This is a genomic window from Lactococcus sp. LG606 (assembly GCF_017309645.1).
Classification (GTDB): Bacteria; Bacillota; Bacilli; order Lactobacillales; family Streptococcaceae; genus Lactococcus; species Lactococcus petauri.
In genome coordinates this window covers 788,879-807,067 of the sequence record NZ_CP071301.1, presented here as the reverse complement: position 1 = coordinate 807,067, position 18,189 = coordinate 788,879, and the positions used below count along the sequence as shown (strand labels likewise).

The following is an 18,189-nucleotide window of genomic DNA, read 5'->3' as shown; positions in this document are numbered from 1 at the left end:
TACCAAAAATAAAAGGCTGTCGCATTTGCTACAGTCCTTTATTTTTTGATTTCCTCTTGCATGCGCTCAACCTGTTGGTTATCAAAGTAAATTTTTTTCTTTATAACATTAATTTCATTATTGACTTTGAGCTTTTGAATAGCTCTCCCTACCGTTCTTGTACTCATACCGATTTGGCTTGCAATATCGGCATAAGTGGTTTCAACTTGGTATTGATTTTGCTTTGTTTCAAAACTTTTTTGATTGAAATAATCAATAAAAAATAATCGCAGACGATCAATTCCCTGATAGTAGTAGTTAATACCTTCTTTTTTGGAACTTTGGTAGAGGTCAGTTGCCAATAAAAAGCTCGACTTTCGCAAAAGTGTCAGATTGTTCATCAAAAGCTCATAAATAATTGCAGAATCAACACGAACAAGATGGACCTCGGAAATACATCTGATGCTTGCAACATACATCTCTTTACGACTCAAAATTTCCAAGAGACCAATATTTCCATTGGTTTTATCAACTCTAAAATAATTATATTCATTGCCATCCTCAAAAGAGCGCTGTCCAACAGCAAGTCCTTTAATAATAAAATAGATTGCATTGGGAAAATCACCTTTTTCGATAATAGTACTACCAGCTTCAAAGACCATAGGACAACCATGTTCTTTGATAAGCTCTTTCACATCAGAGTAATTCAGAGGTTCTCTGACTTCATATTTTTTCCAAACATTTTTTAAATTCAAAAGAGCACTCCTTGATTATATGTAATAAGGTTTTTGATAAAGCAACTTCTTTATTTTATTATATCGAATTTGCTTTGCTTGGCAAAATACTTTTCCAATATGTGAGGAGGTTAATCCGCATGCTCTGATTGTACTGATTCATCCCGTTCCTCCAATTCCTCTTTCTCTCGCAGTTTTCGTTGTGCCTCAGAGAGCTCTCCTGTGGCGAAAGCGCCCCATTTCATCATGCCTCTGTCATGATAGTTACGGATAGATTCATAAGGGCTATATGAGCGATCAACTGTCATTTTTTTCTCCTCCTACGGCTGCATGGCCGCCAATCATTTTGCTTCTTTCTAAAACTCTAGAGCCAGTTGTCAAAACGCTGGCTTTTTGAATGGCTGTAAAATCAAATTTATCACGTATTTCATCAATGGCATTTTGCAGAGCTTCCTGTTTTTGATGAGTGATGACCTTAGATTCATTAGGGAGCATTGTTTCAAAAAGATTAAGTTGCTTTATATTTTCGCTAGATAAATCAAAACCGCCGATACCGATTTCTCTTACAATTTCACCATGATATTTTTCTCTAAAGAGGCGCAAAAACTCGGTTTGAATATCCGTTGTACTTTGAGTGGGCTCAATTTTACTGGCTATTTTTATCGAAGAAGAGTATTCTTTGTAGGAAGGTTTGACATAAAGTGAGAGACCACCCGCGAGCTTTTTACCTTTTCGAAGTCGGATAGCAAGATGCTCAGCCATTTCCTTAATCACTAGCTCAATTTCATCTTGCTTTACGTAGTCGCGTGGCAAAATCTGACTGTTGCTGTAGCTTTCTGATTTTTTGTGGTGCTTCTCGCGGACATTGGTTTCATCAATACCATGTGCATGAAAAAATTGTTGTAGACCAACGATTCCCATTTTTCGTTTAATTCTATCAGGGTTCGCATGAGCCAGATCCTTGATAGAATAAATTCCTAACTTATTGAATCTTTTCTCTGTCCGTCTCCCAATCCCCCAAAAATCAGTCATCTTTGGAAGTGTCCAAATCTTCTCGGGGACGTCCTCATAACGAATGAGCGCCCGCATAGTTGCGCTGTGCTTGGCATAATTATCCATCGCTAACTTGGCCAGTAAAGGGTTATCCCCCATTCCAACAGTCACAAATAGGCCCATTTGCTTAAGGACTTTTTGCTGTAAATCCTGAGCTAACAAATCCATTTGTTCATATTTATCTTTGATTTTAGGGTAGAAAAGGTTCAGAGATTCTGTAACATCAAGGAAGGACTCATCAATAGAATACGAGTGAATTTCTTCAGAAGAAGTATAGTTGGTCAAAAGTTGCTGCATCTCGATATTCTTATCGATATAAAGAGCCATCTGTGGAGGGACGATATGTGTACGTTTAGCCCAACTTTCAATAAAAGCGACATGTTGCATAGAGGGTTCTGTGCGTTGCCCGTAAATGTCAGTATGTTTGGCATACCAATGCCGATAGTTAAATTTCCTATTTTCCAGTAAAAAAGGTAAATCTGCCGCACGACTGACGTTAGATTTTCCAAAAACCTCTTTAAATTTCGGACTTGAAGCTAAGATAAGGCCATAGGAGTGATCTGAGCGACTCATGACACATAGAGAGGTATCTAAAGGATGAAGCCCTCTCTCCACACACTCGATTGAGGCATAGTTCGATTTTACATCCTCAAAAAAAATTGCGCGCCGTGGTTCATACGTATAGTCAATAAACATATTATACCTCTTAACAAATATTGATTTATTCAATATTATATACCTAAAAAAGAAAGAAAACAAAGAAAAATAACTGTAAATTCAATATTTATTCTTTGCGTAACCTAAATGATGTTTTATAAAAAAATGTAACACAAAAAACATGGCTCTCTCAAATTATTAGTAAAAACAGAAAAGGGAATGCTATAATATAAGTAACGAAATTGTAATATAAGGAGGAGCTATGAAAGTTTTAATCAATCAAAAAAAGCCCTTATACTGGAGTAAGGTAAAGAAAGCTTCAGTGGTTGGTTTGACCACTTTACTGGTCGCCGCCAAAGGAACAGCGCCTGCCGTTGCAAATACTGTGCGCACTCGTTTCTGTGGTACAGATTTTACTATTGGGCAAATACATGAAGTACCAGAACAAGGTGTATTGATGGATCATTTTGTCGGGCAGGAAGACGGAACGCAAACTCCAATGACTTCTGAGGATAAACAAAACAAGATTGTAACAGAAGCAGGTTATGTTCCGATTATGCCATTAGCTGAAACTCAGGAAGAAGCATCGGCACGCCTCAAAGGTCCGCGACAAAATCCTACTTACTATATGAAAGAAACAGTTGAACATCTTACAGAAAGACCTTGGAATATTGTGACAAAGACAACACTTGCTACAGGTGTATTGTTGGCAGTCACCAGTGGAATTGTCTTGAAAAACATTTTGAAGAAATAATAAAGAAGAATTACTTCTAAAGTGGTTCTTTTTTTGTATAAATAAAGTTTTCCCAAAAATAAAAAGTATAATTATTGGCAAGACGAAATGACATAGAGTACAATTATTAGTAGAGGTTAAATTAATAATGCAAATGAATTAAAAATTAGGAGGGATTTCATGGAAAAAGAAGAAAAAGTTAAAATTTTACAAGATTTGATAAAAATTAAATCGATTAACGGAAATGAAGAAGAAGTCGCTGTTTATTTACAAAACTTATTGAAAAATCATGGAATTGACTCCAAATTAATTCAATATGCCGAAGGGCGCAGCAGTTTAGTAGCTGAAATTAAGAGTGGCTCAAGCAGCCGAGTTTTGGGGCTGACAGGTCATATGGACGTTGTTGATATTGGTAATGAATCCCTTTGGACTTACCCGCCATTTTCTGCAACTATTGACGGTGATAAATTATATGGGCGTGGTTCAACAGACATGAAATCTGGGCTTGCAGCCATCACGATTGCAATGATTGAATTAAAAGAAGCTGAGACAAAATTTGATGGAATCATCCGTTTATTGGCTACGGTAGGTGAGGAAGTTGGCGAACTTGGTGGACGTCAGCTTACAGAGCTCGGTTTTGCGGATGATTTATCCGGCTTAATTATTGCTGAGCCGACCAATTATAACTTGGTCTACACGCATATGGGATCAATTAACTACTCTGTAGTTTCAGCAGGTAAAGCAGCACATAGCTCACAACCTCAAGAAGGCTTTAATGCCATCAATCACTTGAACGAATTTATTACTGCTGTTAATGTTGAAATGGATAAAATTGCTGAAGAATACCCTGATGCAGAACTGGGAACGACTATCCATAATGTGACTGTTATCCGAGGGGGTGACCAGGTGAATGCAATTCCGGGAGAAGCCAGTCTTGAAGGAAATATCCGAAGTGTACCAACCTATGGTAACGATAAGATTAAGGCCAAACTTCAAGAAGTAGTTGATAAAGTGAATGAAAATCATGATTATAAGTTGACATTAACGATTGACGAGGATAAAGTGGCAGTGCAGTCGGATAAAAACTCAATCTTAATCCAAACTATTCAAAGTGAGTTTGAGACACCTTTACCAGTTATTGGCATTGCGGGAACTACTGATGCTGCCGAATTTGTGAAATCCAAAAATAAATTTGACTTTGTCGTCTTTGGCCCAGGAGTAAGTAATCTCCCTCACCAAGTTAATGAGTATGTTGAAATTTCAAATTACTTAGATATGATTGATACATACCAGAATATTGCGAAAAAATATTTAGATTAGTTAGATTAGAGTGTAGAAAATCAAGTTTTTGCTTGGTTTTTTATATTCTAATCTGCGTTTATATTACTTTATGTTACAATTTAAATATGAAAAAAATATTTATTGGTGGTCTATTGGGAGTAGTTCTTGTCAGCGCAGCTCTCCTTACTTATCTCTTTTTAGGCCCAGACACAACAGATGTTCGGGGGAAATGGGTCAGCTTTGGGGAAAATAAACTCCGTGTTTCTGCCGGCTCATTACGAGGAGATTTGGTGCAAGCCAGTTCTTTTACCAAACAGGAAATGGTGATTCGCTCAGATAAAAATGTGAAGATTAATCCTATTACGCACACGATTGCAGAAAAAGCGGGTGATTTCTCAGTCACGCGCAAGTTTCGTATGGAAAATAATAACGAGGTCTTAAAAATCCGTACCAAACTTGGTGAGAAGGAAATCTGGGAAACGTATTACTGGCTAGGAAGCAAAGCTTACCAACAAAAAGAAGAATCTTTGGTTAAAGAAAGAGCAGAAAACGTCAAAAACAGTACAAAAATTAACGAAGCATGGAAGAAGCGGGTAGAGGTGCTAAATAATGAATTATTTGCGGCTCTTGATGATGATACAACATGGCAAGGCTATGATATGACCAATGCCATTCATATGAAGCCTAATGCAGAAGTCACTGTTCATCTTCAGACTGAACCTTCGAAAGAGACAGAACATGGGCATTTTGAAGCTCAGGCTACGGTGGATTTTCAAATGATTGGTTTTGAAACTGAGGAAATCTATGAACCTGTCGTGAAGGGTCAAGGTTTTGGCGCTTACGATATGCTAAGTGAAGGGGCATTGAAGACACTTTTTACAGATAACCCTTTAAAAAATATTAATACAGAAAAAGTCTTAAAGCGTATTCCTCAAATTACTTGGAAGGATATTTTTGTAAAACAAAAAGCGATTAAGTTCCGCTACGGTATTTCCAACACGCTCACTACCCAACAGCTTGTCATCAAGAAAGAGAATATTGATTTTAGTCAAGATAAGCTGCAGATTAATGCCATACGTATGGAAACATATCTGAATGATGTAGATGGAGACGCATCAAGTAAACAGGATATGATTGCGGATCCTTTGGATAGAATATAAAAAAGGCATGAATGCATGTCTTTTTAATGTCCACCAAAAAGGTATAAGCAATAATTAAAATACTAAACTGAACGGATGCATATTAGAAAAAATAAATGTTTGAATGACTAGGCTAAACTTATTGAAAATGTTAGATCTATGGAGTATCATTTAAGTAATAATAAATGAGTATTGATGATATTAAGGAAGAAAGCAGAACGGCTATTTTGCTTTTACATAGGAACATATCATTGTGAAAGATCAGGTAATTTATGAAAGATAAAAATTTTTTAGATATTATAAATAAAAGCACAATTGAGACGGCCAAAAGCCTTCTTGGTATGAAACTTGTCATGGAAACAGGCGGTGAGTCGCAAATACTTGGGAATATTGTAGAAACTGAAGCTTATCTTGGTACACTGGATAGTGCGTGCCATAGCTTCATGGGAAAACGTACACCTCGTAATGAATCCATGTATCTCTCCGCTGGTCACTGGTATGTATATCAAATTCATGGTCATTTTATGTTAAATCTAGTAACTATGGACGAAGATATCCCAGAGGCTGTTTTAATTCGTGCCGTTCAAGCAGATACTCCAGAACATGATGGCAGTGGTCCTGGAAAGCTCACGAAATCCTTTGGTATAACGAAAGGGATAGACGGAGAGTATTTTCCTGACTCACGTTTGACATTAGAAGTAGACAAAACACCCAAAGAGATTGTTAGCCGAAAAAGGATTGGAATAACATGTATGGATGAATGGCGAGATGAACCTTTAGGATTTTATGTAAAAGGAAATTCGCAAGTTTCCCGTATTCGGAAAAAAGAAATATTAGATGATGATGAGTTGACTTGGGAAAAACCACCTTTTCAGAAAAATAAAAACGAGCTAAAAGAAACGATACCAAAGGCATGACTTGCTGTTTTTATATGAGAAAGAACTCCAGAATAATAAAATAAACCACAAATTCAAACAGCTACATATTAGCGCAGAATCTTAAAAAATGATAGAATAGCCTAGTATGATATGCTCTACAAGGCTTTTTTATGTAAGAAAAAACACAGAGAGCAGGTTCAAGTAAAATAGAGATACGGACATCTCTAGATGTATTTAGTACTTATTTTCATCACTAAAAAATAAAAATGAAAGGCTATGACATCAGTCATAGCAGGGTTTAAAAATGGGTGTAGCAATTCAGTGGTTCCCAGGACACATGTCCAAAGCGCGTCGTCAAGTGCAAGAAAATTTAAAATATGTTGATTTTGTGATTGAGTTAGTAGATGCACGTTTACCAATCAGTTCACGTAACCCAATGTTGGATAAAATTATTGGGGATAAACCACGTCTTATCGCTTTAAACAAGGCTGATTTAGCTGACAGAAACGCTGTGAAATCGTGGGTGGAATTTTTTGAAAAGCAAGGCATAATCGCTCTAGCCATCAATTCGAAAGAAGCACATACTGCCAAACGTTTGACTGTTGCAGCGAAAACTTTAATGGCTGATAAGCTTGCGCGTAATGCTGAACGAGGCATCCAGAATAGTTCTTTACGTACGATGATTGTAGGTATTCCTAATGCGGGTAAGTCAACACTGATGAACCGTCTTGCAGGAAAAAAAGTAGCTGTTACAGGAAATAAGCCTGGTGTAACTAAGGGGCAGCAATGGTTGCGTACCAATAAAGAGTTGGAAATTCTTGACACACCAGGGATACTTTGGCCAAAATTCGAAGATGACCAAGTTGGTCTAAAACTTGCTTTAACAGGCGCTATTAAGGATCAGCTTTTGCCGATGGATGATGTGACTATTTTTGGTTTGCAGTATTTCCTTGAAAATTACCAAGAAGCTACTATGAAACGTTTGCGCATGAAAGAAGCAGATCTGGAGTTAGAAATTCCCGATCTCATCATGGAATTGACCAAACGTTTTGGCTTCCGTGATGATTATGACCGTTTTTATCAAATGTTTGTTAAGGATGTACGTGATGGCAGAATGGGCGAATATTGCTTGGATAAAGTGAGTGACTATGTCAACGATTAAAGAAATAAAAGAGCAACTGAACGGCTTAAATACACTACTCGAAGTGGACGCTTTTTTGGAAGATACTCGTGCAGGAGTTCAAGCAGCGATTAAACGTCGTAAAAAAGAGATTTTAGCAGAACAAGTAGAAGACGAACGTTTAGAAATGATGCTGAACTTTGAGCGACAAGCATATGCGCAAGGGATGGACTTGATTGCGGGTATAGATGAGGTTGGACGTGGTCCCTTAGCTGGTCCTGTTGTGACTGCAGCCGTGATTTTACCAAAAAATTGTAAGATTAAAGGTCTCAACGACAGTAAGAAGATTCCAAAATCTAAACATGAAGCTATTTTTGCAGAAGTCCAAGAAAAAGCGCTTGCTGTAAGTGTTGGCTTAGTTGATAACGAAACGATTGACCAAGTGAACATATATCAGGCGACTAAAATCGCAATGCTTCAAGCTGTAGAAAAATTAGAAATACAGCCAGAATGCCTCTTAATCGATGCGATGAAGTTAGACATTAATATTCCTCAAGTCAGTATTATCAAAGGTGATGCCAAGTCGTCAAGCATTGCGGCAGCAAGTATTGTTGCGAAGGTGACACGAGATCGAATGATGGCGGAGTATGCAAAAAAATATCCACATTACGACTTTGAACATAATGCAGGTTATGGTACGGCCAAGCATTTGGAAGGCCTGAAGAACTACGGTGTTACAGCGATTCACCGTAAATCTTATGAACCTATCAAATCAATGGTAGAAAAATAAGCAGATCATCATAATCTGCTTATTTTGTATAATATTTGTTCATAATTTCCATCCGTAAGCCATTTATTTCGCTGAGATTCGCCGTGAGTAAACTCCGTATAAAAATGCTTTCGTCTCGTGTAATAATACCGTTGTAAACGACTTGAGGATATTCAGCGTTCACACGGAGAACTTGGTCTTTCATCGCTTCTAAATTTTCGGCTGTAACTGGGATGTCTAAGTTCATCGTCCGATCTTTGTAAGAGAAATTTTTCAAGGATTCAATATTACGGTTAGGAATGAAAGCTGTGGCACCATCATCTGAAATCAAAGTGATTGAGCGGATACCTACAGCAGTAACCTCCCCTTCGATACCGAGATTTTCAAAACGAATCCAATCGCCCACGTTAATCTGATGTTCGACAATAATAAAGAAACCATTGATGATATCTGCGACAAGGTCACGGCCTGCGAAACCAAGAGCAACACCAAGAATACCAGCACCTGCAAGTACACTTCCTACAGGAACACCAAGAATAGAGAGAATGGTATAGATCCAGAGAAAGGCTGTCAGATAAGTTAAACCACTTTTTGTTAAGCGGGCTAAGGTCATTATCCGAGAAGCATCTGCCCAAGAACGATTGCTGTAGTTTTTGAAAAGAGTTTCTACGATGCGAGCACTGATCCGGTATAAAATAAAAAACAAAAGACTGACTAAAAAGACGTAGATTAATTTATCCAACAAGAGTTGGCCGAGTTCTTGAAAATTTATTCTAAGAATATTCATTTTATTTCCATTTCTATAATTTTCTGAATTTATGTTGAAATCACATTCAAAATAGCTTATAATAATTAATTATAACAAATACCATGAAGTTTGGCTTTATGGAAAAAGAATGTCGATAAAATGGGGGACGAAAAAGAATGACAGTTGAATTAGATTGGGAAAATTTAGGTTTTGAATACAGAGAGTTGCCTTATCGCTATATTTCACATTTTAAAGATGGGAAATGGGATGATGGAAAACTTACAGGCGATGCGACTTTGCATCTTTCGGAAGGCTCGCCAGCGCTTCATTATGGACAACAAGGATTTGAAGGACTCAAAGCCTACCGTACAAAATCTGGAAAAATAAATCTTTTTCGTCCTGACCGTAACGCTGAGCGTTTACAAGCTACAGCACGCCGCTTGCGTATGGCAGAAGTACCAACAGACAAGTTTATCGATGCCGTAAAACAAGTCGTTAAAGCAAATGAAGACTTTGTCCCTCCTTACGGAACTGGAGCTACACTTTATCTTCGTCCATTACTAATAGGTGTTGGCGGCCTTGTTGGGGTAAAACCAGCGGATGAATACATCTTTACAATTTTTGCGGTCCCAGTAGGTTCTTACTTTAAAGGCGGTTTAGCACCAACAAACTTCCTCGTATCCCGAGATTATGACCGTGCGGCGCCACATGGTACAGGTGCGGCAAAAGTTGGGGGGAATTATGCCGCTTCGATTGAGCCAGGACAAAAAGCACATGAAGCTGGCTATTCTGATGTGATTTATCTTGATCCTGCAACACACACTAAGATTGAAGAAGTGGGTGCAGCAAACTTCTTTGGGATTACCAAGAATAATGAGTTCATCACGCCTTTAAGTCCTTCAATTTTACCTTCTATCACAAAATATTCTTTATTGCAATTGGCGGAAGAGCGTTTAGGAATGAAAGCTATTGAAGGTGATGTTTTTGTTGATCAACTAGATGATTTTGTCGAAGCAGGCGCTTGTGGAACTGCTGCAGTCATTTCACCAATTGGTGCTATTGATGATCAGGATAAACACCATGTTTTTTATTCAGAAACAGAAGTTGGCCCAGTGACTCAACGCTTATACAATGAACTTGTTGGTATTCAATTTGGCGATAAGGAAGCCCCAGAAGGTTGGATTTATACTGTTGAATAATAAATAAAAGATTCAAAAATTGTGAGAGAAATCTGCAGCTGACAAATGTGTCTAAATTTGATATAATAAGGAGTAAAAATTACGAAAGCGATTTTATAGCTTTCTTGTAGGAGAGTATTAATGAATTTATTTGTTGCAATTTTACTTATGATTGTCTTTGCCATTGCTGGTTTTGCTGGGGGCGCTTGGTTTACACAAAAACAAACTAAAAAGCTCTTAATGGATAACCCACCATTGAATGAAGATGCAGTACGTATGATGATGGGGTCAATGGGACGCAAACCATCGGAAGCACAAGTACAACAAGTACTTCGTCAAATTCGTAGTGCAGCTAAACAAGCAGACACTAAGAAAAAATAAGATAAAAAGTAAATTTTGGAGGTATTTATGGACAACAAACCTATTGGCTTACTAGATTCAGGAGTTGGAGGCTTGACCGTTGTTCGCGAGATTCTCCGTCAATTACCAAACGAAGAAATTGTCTATATCGGTGATACGCAACGTGCGCCTTACGGGCCACGCTCAAATGAGCAGATTACTGCTTTCACTTGGGATATGGTCAATTTTTTGCTTTCTAAAAATGTAAAAATGATTGTTTTCGCTTGCAATACAGCGACAGCAGTTGCAATTGAAGAAGTAAGAGCAGCTCTTGATATTCCTGTCATAGGTGTGATTTTACCAGGTGCTTCAAGTGCGATTCAAAAAACAATTAACAAGAAAGTCGGCGTAATTGCGACACAAGCAACGGTTAATTCTGATCAATATCGTAAAGTTATTCAACTCAAATCATCAAGTGTTGATGTACGTAGTTTGGCTTGCCCAGAGTTTGTACCATTGGTTGAATCCAACGGTGCAGATTCGGAAGAGGCTCAAGAAATAGTAGCGAAGGCTTTAAAATCAATGGTTGGCAAAGTTGACACCTTGATTTTAGGCTGCACACATTATCCTCTTTTGCGCAAACTCATCCAAAAAGAAATGGGACCCGATGTTCAGCTTATTGACAGTGGTTCTGAAACTGTACGTGATATTACCGTTTTGCTCAACTATTTTGATATAAATGGCGAAGAGCGTCAAAGTCTCCATCACCGTTTTTATACAACAGGTAAGGCAGAAGATTTTCAAGCTATTGCGGACAGATGGCTTGGTTCGGCAAAAATCACTGCACAGCACACAGAATTATCTGCTGAAAAAACGATACTCATCGCCACACGTAACGATGGGAAAACAGCAGAATTCAAACGTCTATTTGAAGAATTTGGCTACAAAATTAAAAATCTTAAAGATTATCCTGAGTTACCAGATATTGCTGAAACTGGCATGACTTTTGAAGAAAACGCACGTCTCAAAGCAGAACAAATTGCCGAAATTACTGGTGAAGTTGTCATCGGTGATGATTCTGGCATATGTGTGGATGTTTTAGGAGGTTTGCCTGGTGTTTGGAGCCATCGTTTTGCTGGGCCTGATCCAACAGATGAGGAAAATATTGCAAAACTTCTCCATGAGTTAGCTTCAACAGCAATAACACCTGAGCGTCGGACAGCGCATTTCCATACGACATTAGTTGCTGCTTATCCAGGCCATGACAGTTTGGTTGTTGAAGCAGACTGGCAAGGACGTATTGGCCTTACGCCGCAAGGCGAAAATGGTTTTGGCTATGATCCTATCTTTTTAGTGGGAACGTCAGACCGAACTGCTGCTCAGCTTAGTGCTGAAGAAAAAAATACAGCTTCACATCGTGGTCAAGCTTTACAAAAATTAATGACAGAACTCCCAGAATGGCTGGAGCACATTAAAAAATAAAAAGCGGCATGAGTGTTAGCTAAAAGGAGTCTTCAATGTTTATTGTAATGAGTGATTCACACACTGATCGTGACGTAATTAAAAGAATCAAAGACAAATATGAAGGCACAGCATCAGCTTTGTTCCATTGTGGTGATTCTGAGTTGCCTAGTAATGATGATATATGGCAAGGGATTAACGTAGTCGCAGGAAATTGTGATTATGATGATGGCTATTCTGATATAAAAATGGTGGATGTTGAGGGAAAGAAAGTTCTCATCGCACATGGCCACCAGTTTTACGTTGGCTTAGGTCTTGATCGTTATTCTTACTTTGCAGAAGAAAAAGAAGCGGACATTGCACTTTTTGGTCATATCCATCAGCCTGTCGCACAGATGATAGGAAATACCTTGTATATAAATCCGGGTTCAGTAAGTCAACCTAGAGGAAATATCAATATAAAAATGTATGCCATCGTTACAATTTTAGAGAAGGGCTATAAGGTCTCTTATCACGATTTAGAGCACCATGAAATTCCAGGTCTACAATTTACTTTTGAGCTTTAGAAAAAGAGGTAGAGTGAAAATGATTGATAAAGCTATTGAAAAATATTTCTTAGAACAAAGCGAAACTTTTATAAAAGATGCTGATGACGTAGCTATTTTATGTGACGAACATAATATTTCTCATGCAAAATTATTGCTCAGTCAGTATAAATATTCGAGAGTTCCTGTTCTCACTAAAGATAAAGAGTTTGTCGGCGTTTTAGGGCTGGCAGATATTGTCGAATTTGAGATGGGTGAAGATTTCTTTTATGAAAAATCGATGAATACACCTATATCAGAGATTGTGGACACTGAGATAGAAACAGTCTCCCCCTCAGCACCATTGGAAGAAATCTTACATAAGTTGGTTAAAGAGCCTTTCTTGCCGGTAGTAAAAAGAACCGAGTTTGTGGGGATTATTGCACGTCAAGAAATTCTTAAAGCCATTAACGCTTTTGCCCATGAATTTAGTAAAAAATATGATATTATCGAACGAAATTCCTAATTTTTTAGAGAGTAAAAATTTCTCAGAAAATACCAAATCAAATTATCTTTATGATTTACGAAATTTTGCCGAGTTTTTTGAGAAAAGAACAATTTCTCGTGAGTCGCTCATGCTTTATCGTCAGTCTTTGAAAAAATTGGCTGTGGCAGCACAACGCCGCAAGATATCAAGTGCAAATCAGTTTCTTCTCTATCTTTACGATAAAAATTTATTGAAAGAATACCATAAAATTCAGCAAGTAAATGCACCAAAGAAAGAAGTAAAGAAAAAGTTAGAAATCAAGAATATGTCATCCGTTTACAAACCGGTGACTTCTCCTGGTCATTTTTTAGCATTTTTAATTCTTGAGTTTGGATTAACTTTTTCAGAAATACAGCACTTAAGGTGGGAAAATTTCAACTGGAAATTCCGAATTCTTACTGTTGAGAAGTCCGGCTTAAAGCGTGTTTTACCAATACGTGATAAGTTTGCACTTTATACCCAAAGAATAAACAATGCTGATGAATTGTTTACCAAATCACGTCAATTTCTTTATTTAGAACTAAAAAAATATACGGATTTAACAGCAAAAGAATTACGCGAACAATATATCTTACAACAAGTGCGGCTGGGTAAAACCGTATACGAATTAGCAGAAGCTCTAGGGCTATCTACAACAACTACTTTAGAGAAATACTATAAATGAGTGAAGAAATAAAGATAAAAATCAATGATTTTGAAGGTCCTTTAGATTTACTTTTGCACTTGGTTGGGCAATATAAAGTTGATATTTTTGAGGTGCCTTTGGTTCCGATTATTGAACAATATTTGAACTTTTTGAAGGCCATGAAAACATTAGAGTTGGAAATTGCCAGTGAATATATGGTCATGGCGAGTCAGTTAATGCTGATAAAGTCCCGTCGCCTTTTGCCTACAGTGGCCGAGGAATTCATCGAAGATACTGAACAGTTGGAACAAGATTTGCTGGCACAAATCGATGAGTATCGAAAATATAAAGCACTATCCGAAGATATTGCCCAGATGCATGCAGCTCGTAGTCAGTATTATTCCAAAGCCAAAACGGAAATTATTGGAGAAGATGCAGTACTTTTACAAGATCATAACAGTCTGGATTTATTTTTGGCTTTCAGTAATGTTTTAGCCTTACAAAAACAGTCTTTCACAGATGAGAATACAACAATAGAGGCAGAGAAATTCTCAATTTCCGATAAAATAGTGGAGTTATCCCGTTACTTTTTAAAGAAAAAGACGTGTAAGTTTAGTTCTCTGTTTTCGAAGAAGACATCGAAAGAAGAACTTTTGACCACTTTCATGGCTTTACTAGAGCTCATAAAAACACAACAAGTAACGTTTAAGCAGGAAGAAGTTTTTGGTGAAATTCTATTAGAAAGAGGATAAACGAAAGATGAACAATCTGAATAAAACAGCTACTTTGGAGCTGTTACTCTTTGTTACGGGTGAAGAAGGACTGGAGTTAAATCAACTATCAGAGCTTTCAGGCATGAGTAAGTTTGCTTGTGAACAACAAATTGAGCGCCTTATTGAGAAATATCAAGCCGATGAAGAATCTGCACTAACTATTATCGAAACAGCTGGGAAATATAAGTTAGCAACGAAAGATAGCTTTGCTGATATTCTTAAAAACTATGCGAAGACGCCACTAAATCAAAGTCTGTCACGTTCTGCCTTAGAAGTACTTTCGATTATTGCCTACAAACAGCCGATTACGCGCCTAGAAATCGATCAATTACGTGGTGTCAACTCTAGTGGAGCGCTCTCAACACTGCGTGCTTATGATTTGGTCGAAAAAACAGGTACGCTTGAAGTTGTTGGTCGTCCAGGACTTTATGGAACAACAGAGTTCTTTTTAGATTATATTGGTATCAATGACTTGTCAGAGCTACCGGAAATAGATGAAAGCCAATTTATTGGCGAAAAACAAGTATTATTTAACGAAAATGAGGAATTAAATGCGAATCAATAAATTTTTGGCACATGCAGGTGTCGCCAGCCGACGTAAGGCAGAAGAACTTATTCTATCAGGAAAAGTTTCTGTCAACAACGTTACAATGACCAATCTGGGCTATCAAGTAGAATCAGGAGATATCGTTGAAGTCAACGGTGTAGCTGTTTATAACGAAGAACCGGTTTACTATATGCTTAACAAGCCACGCGGCTATATCTCAAGCTCAAGCGATGATAAGGGGCGCCAAACCGTTATGGAGTTGCTCCCTTCAGGAAAGGAGCGCATTTATCCTGTCGGTCGTTTAGACTGGGACACAAGTGGTCTCCTGTTGCTGACTAATGATGGAGAATTTACCAACTTGATGACACATCCGCGCCATGGTGTTGAAAAAGTTTATATCGCTAAGGTTGAAGGGCAAGCCAATAAGGAAAACTTGCGTCCTTTGACTTTAGGTATGACCATTGATGGAAAAAAAGTGAGCCCAGCACGTTATGAGATTATGAAACAGGACAAAGCGAAAAACAGCTCGCTTGTTAGCTTGACAATCCATGAAGGACAAAATCATCAAGTTAAGAAAATGTTTGCTGCAGTTGGTTTGCCTGTCCAAAAACTTAGCCGTGTTCAATATGGACCATTAAGTTTAGATGGTTTAGTCCCTGGTCGCTACCGTCGCCTGACCAAAAAAGAAGTTTCACAATTGGTAAATGAAGCAAAAAAATAAGTAAATTCCGAACAATTCTGATAAATATTTGAAAAAATTTTATTTATTACGATATTTTCTTGCTAAAAATAATAAAATGCGATATACTGTATCAATATTAAAAATCTTATTTATGCTTAGGATATGGCTAAGTGTTTCTACCCTGCACCGTAAAGGCAGGACAATAAGAGGATTCTATTTGTACAGTCCTATCTTTAAATCGAAATTTTCATCGTTTACATTTAAAGGTCGTAAATAATATCTTCTTTTTGTCGTCTAGAAATACTCTACCTTATCGGGTAGAGTTTTTGTGCGTATTAGAGCCAAAGCCAGTCTTGAGTTATAAATGTTATAGGAGAAGTTATGAAGTTATTGGAAAATCGTATCGCAACTGATGGACAAGTTTTGGGAGACCAAGTATTAAAAGTGGACAGCTTCCTTACGCATCAGGTCGATTATGAGTTGATGAAAGCGATTGGTGCGCGCTTTGCTGAAGTTTACAAAGATAAAAATATCACTAAAGTTGTAACGATTGAAGCAAGCGGTATTGCACCAGCACTTTATGCAGCAGAAGCACTTGGTGTACCCATGGTTTTTGCTAAAAAATCCAAAAATATCACAATGAATGAAGAATTATTGACAACAGAGGTTTTTTCATTTACAAAACAAATTACTTCAACAGTTTCAATTTCTCGTAAATTTATCTCTTCTGAAGATACTGTTTTACTTGTGGATGACTTTTTAGCCAATGGTCAAGCTGCGCTTGGTCTCGAAGAGCTGATCAAACAGGCAGGCGCAAAAGTTGCTGGTATCGGTATTGTCATTGAAAAGAGTTTTCAAACCGGACGCGATCTATTGATGGAGAAAGGCTTAACAGTGACTTCTCTAGCCCGTATTGAAAAGTTTGAGTCAGGTCAAGTCGTCTTTGCGCCAGCAGATGATGCTGCTTGGGATTAAGAAGGAGAAGGGAAGAAATGTTTAATACAAAAAGACAAGCCAACGGACAAGCTGCAGTTTTAGGTTTGCAGCATTTACTCGCCATGTATTCAGGTTCAATACTTGTTCCTATTATGATTGCCTCAGCCCTCAATTATAGTGCTATGCAATTGACTTATTTGATTTCGGCCGATATTTTTATGTGTGGTTTGGCGACTTTGTTGCAATTAAAGATGACCAAAAACTTTGGGATTGGTCTTCCAGTTGTCTTGGGCGTTGCTTTTCAGTCCGTTGCCCCACTGATTATTATTGGTCAAAAACATGGTGATGGCGCGATGTTTGGTGCCTTAATTGCCTCAGGTATCTTCGTTATCGCTTTTGCAGGAGTTTTCTCTAAAATTCGTAAATTTTTCCCACCACTTGTTACTGGTTCAGTAATTACCACGATTGGTTTAACTTTGATTCCTGTTGCAGTAGGAAATATGGGTAATAACGAAGCAGCTCCAACAGCCAATAGTCTCTTGCTTGCGGGATTTACCATCTTGGTTATTGTCTTGGTAAATATCTTTGCAAAGGGCTTCATTCGTTCTATTGCTATCTTGATTGGTTTAGTTGCAGGAACAATTTTAGCAGCAAGCTTACATATGGTTGACTTCTCTGCGATCAATCAAGCGCCATGGGCCCACTTGCCGATTCCTTTCCGTATGGCAATGCCACGTTTTTATCTGGTTGACTGTTTGATGATGATTATTATCGCCATTGTTTCAATGGTCGAATCAACAGGTGTTTACTTAGCTTTGTCTGACTTGACAGGTGAGGAATTATCTGAAAAACGTTTGCGTAACGGTTATCGCTCAGAAGGTCTTGCTGTTTTGCTTGGTGGGATTTTCAATACTTTCCCCTATACAGGTTTTTCACAAAACGTTGGATTAGTACAGTTATCAGGTATTAAATCACGTAAGCCTATTTATTTCACTGCTGGCTTTCTGATTGTTTTAGGGTTGATTCCTAAGTTTGCAGCAATTGCTCAACTTATTCCAGTTCCCGTACTCGGTGGAGCTATGCTCATCATGTTTGGAATGGTTGCCATGCAAGGTGTGAATATGCTTGGTACAGTAGATTACAAAGATAATCAAAACCTGCTTATCGTAGCTGTTTCAGTTGGGATGGGCGTTGGTTTTAACTCAAGTAACCTTTTTGTAAGTTTACCAAGCTGGGCACAAATCTTCCTTTCTAATGGAATTGTTGTAAGTACTGTTTCAGCTATCTTGCTTAATCTCGTTTTAAATTCAGAGCGTAAATCAAAAATCAACATAACTTCAACAGAATTCACACAGTAAGATGAAGGATATAAGAAAAACAGCCAGTTATAGCTAGCTGTTTTTTTCTATTCTGAGGTATAAAAAGCATATTTCAATAAAAGTACGGTTTTTCTAACACATCTCTTTTCACATAACCGATACATCTC

At 37.8% G+C, this 18,189-nt stretch carries 21 protein-coding genes and 1 riboswitch; of the genes, 17 read left to right on the top strand and 4 right to left on the bottom strand.

Translation table 11 applies throughout. The features are described 5' to 3' along the window. Positions 1-38 precede the first annotated feature (38 nt). The 3 genes from J0J35_RS03975 to J0J35_RS03965 all read right to left on the bottom strand — a co-directional run bounded on the left by J0J35_RS03975 (position 39) and on the right by J0J35_RS03965 (position 2,462). A complete protein-coding gene (locus tag J0J35_RS03975; protein WP_206917886.1) occupies positions 39-734 on the bottom strand; it encodes a Crp/Fnr family transcriptional regulator in 696 nt (231 codons plus the stop codon). 110 nt (positions 735-844) lie between these two features. After that, positions 845-1,021: a hypothetical protein gene (locus J0J35_RS03970; protein WP_206917884.1), complete on the bottom strand. Its 177-nt coding sequence runs from the start codon at positions 1,019-1,021 to the stop codon at positions 845-847. Beyond that, on the bottom strand, positions 1,011-2,462 hold the full coding sequence (locus tag J0J35_RS03965; RefSeq protein WP_206917882.1) for a Y-family DNA polymerase: 1,452 nt from the start codon (positions 2,460-2,462) through the stop codon (positions 1,011-1,013). The genes J0J35_RS03970 and J0J35_RS03965 overlap by 11 nt, the downstream gene beginning before the upstream one ends. Positions 2,463-2,685: 223 nt before the next feature. On the opposite strand from J0J35_RS03965, the gene J0J35_RS03960 reads away from it, so the two are divergent. The 6 genes from J0J35_RS03960 (at position 2,686) to J0J35_RS03935 (ending at position 8,364) form a co-directional block, all read left to right on the top strand. Beyond that, entirely contained in the window at positions 2,686-3,177 is a 492-nt protein-coding gene (locus tag J0J35_RS03960) for a hypothetical protein (protein WP_206917881.1), read from the top strand. A gap of 159 nt (positions 3,178-3,336) precedes the next feature. Beyond that, positions 3,337-4,476: an ArgE/DapE family deacylase gene (locus J0J35_RS03955; RefSeq protein WP_206917880.1), complete on the top strand. Its 1,140-nt coding sequence runs from the start codon at positions 3,337-3,339 to the stop codon at positions 4,474-4,476. An 86-nt stretch (positions 4,477-4,562) separates the two neighbouring features. Continuing rightward, the gene (locus J0J35_RS11595; protein WP_242534086.1) at positions 4,563-5,597 is read left to right on the top strand and encodes a hypothetical protein; all 1,035 of its coding nucleotides are present in this window, start codon (positions 4,563-4,565) and stop codon (positions 5,595-5,597) included. 251 nt (positions 5,598-5,848) lie between these two features. Continuing rightward, positions 5,849-6,493, top strand: coding sequence for a DNA-3-methyladenine glycosylase (locus tag J0J35_RS03945; protein ID WP_206917879.1), 645 nt, complete (start codon positions 5,849-5,851; stop codon positions 6,491-6,493). A gap of 265 nt (positions 6,494-6,758) precedes the next feature. Further along, positions 6,759-7,616: a ribosome biogenesis GTPase YlqF gene (ylqF, locus tag J0J35_RS03940; protein WP_019294031.1), complete on the top strand. Its 858-nt coding sequence runs from the start codon at positions 6,759-6,761 to the stop codon at positions 7,614-7,616. Continuing rightward, the gene (locus J0J35_RS03935; protein ID WP_206917877.1) at positions 7,603-8,364 is read left to right on the top strand and encodes a ribonuclease HII; all 762 of its coding nucleotides are present in this window, start codon (positions 7,603-7,605) and stop codon (positions 8,362-8,364) included. The genes ylqF and J0J35_RS03935 overlap by 14 nt, the downstream gene beginning before the upstream one ends. 19 nt (positions 8,365-8,383) lie before the next feature. On the opposite strand, the gene J0J35_RS03930 is transcribed toward J0J35_RS03935, so the two are convergent. Further along, the gene (locus J0J35_RS03930) at positions 8,384-9,130 is read right to left on the bottom strand and encodes a mechanosensitive ion channel family protein (protein WP_206917876.1); all 747 of its coding nucleotides are present in this window, start codon (positions 9,128-9,130) and stop codon (positions 8,384-8,386) included. 137 nt (positions 9,131-9,267) lie between these two features. Between J0J35_RS03930 and J0J35_RS03925 the strand changes: the two genes are divergently transcribed. The 11 genes from J0J35_RS03925 (at position 9,268) to J0J35_RS03875 (ending at position 18,061) form a co-directional block, all read left to right on the top strand. Beyond that, a complete protein-coding gene (locus J0J35_RS03925; RefSeq protein WP_019294028.1) occupies positions 9,268-10,290 on the top strand; it encodes a branched-chain amino acid aminotransferase in 1,023 nt (340 codons plus the stop codon). Between the two features lie 120 nt (positions 10,291-10,410). Then, entirely contained in the window at positions 10,411-10,650 is a 240-nt protein-coding gene (locus J0J35_RS03920) for a YneF family protein (RefSeq protein ID WP_004257058.1), read from the top strand. A gap of 27 nt (positions 10,651-10,677) precedes the next feature. Next, positions 10,678-12,090, top strand: coding sequence for a glutamate racemase (gene racE, locus J0J35_RS03915; RefSeq protein WP_206917873.1), 1,413 nt, complete (start codon positions 10,678-10,680; stop codon positions 12,088-12,090). Positions 12,091-12,125: 35 nt separating this feature from the next. Then, a complete protein-coding gene (locus tag J0J35_RS03910) occupies positions 12,126-12,635 on the top strand; it encodes a metallophosphoesterase (RefSeq protein WP_206917872.1) in 510 nt (169 codons plus the stop codon). A 19-nt stretch (positions 12,636-12,654) separates the two neighbouring features. Then, the gene (gene cbpB, locus J0J35_RS03905; protein ID WP_019294026.1) at positions 12,655-13,119 is read left to right on the top strand and encodes a cyclic-di-AMP-binding protein CbpB; all 465 of its coding nucleotides are present in this window, start codon (positions 12,655-12,657) and stop codon (positions 13,117-13,119) included. Next, positions 13,076-13,804, top strand: coding sequence for a site-specific tyrosine recombinase XerD (xerD, locus tag J0J35_RS03900; RefSeq protein ID WP_061413051.1), 729 nt, complete (start codon positions 13,076-13,078; stop codon positions 13,802-13,804). The genes cbpB and xerD overlap by 44 nt, the downstream gene beginning before the upstream one ends. Further along, positions 13,801-14,517, top strand: coding sequence for a segregation/condensation protein A (locus tag J0J35_RS03895; protein WP_206917871.1), 717 nt, complete (start codon positions 13,801-13,803; stop codon positions 14,515-14,517). The genes xerD and J0J35_RS03895 overlap by 4 nt, the downstream gene beginning before the upstream one ends. Before the next feature lie 16 nt (positions 14,518-14,533). Further along, the gene (gene scpB, locus J0J35_RS03890) at positions 14,534-15,103 is read left to right on the top strand and encodes an SMC-Scp complex subunit ScpB (protein ID WP_086582690.1); all 570 of its coding nucleotides are present in this window, start codon (positions 14,534-14,536) and stop codon (positions 15,101-15,103) included. Beyond that, positions 15,090-15,806, top strand: a complete 717-nt coding sequence (locus J0J35_RS03885; RefSeq protein ID WP_206917870.1) for a pseudouridine synthase — start codon at positions 15,090-15,092, stop codon at positions 15,804-15,806. The genes scpB and J0J35_RS03885 overlap by 14 nt, the downstream gene beginning before the upstream one ends. A gap of 86 nt (positions 15,807-15,892) precedes the next feature. Beyond that, a riboswitch (purine riboswitch) is annotated at positions 15,893-15,990 on the top strand. A 158-nt stretch (positions 15,991-16,148) separates the two neighbouring features. Beyond that, positions 16,149-16,742 carry a xanthine phosphoribosyltransferase gene (locus J0J35_RS03880; RefSeq protein ID WP_019294022.1) on the top strand — a complete coding sequence of 198 codons (594 nt, stop codon included), beginning with the start codon at positions 16,149-16,151 and terminating at the stop codon, positions 16,740-16,742. A gap of 17 nt (positions 16,743-16,759) precedes the next feature. Next, positions 16,760-18,061 carry a nucleobase:cation symporter-2 family protein gene (locus tag J0J35_RS03875; protein WP_061413052.1) on the top strand — a complete coding sequence of 434 codons (1,302 nt, stop codon included), beginning with the start codon at positions 16,760-16,762 and terminating at the stop codon, positions 18,059-18,061. Positions 18,062-18,189: the final 128 nt, after the last annotated feature.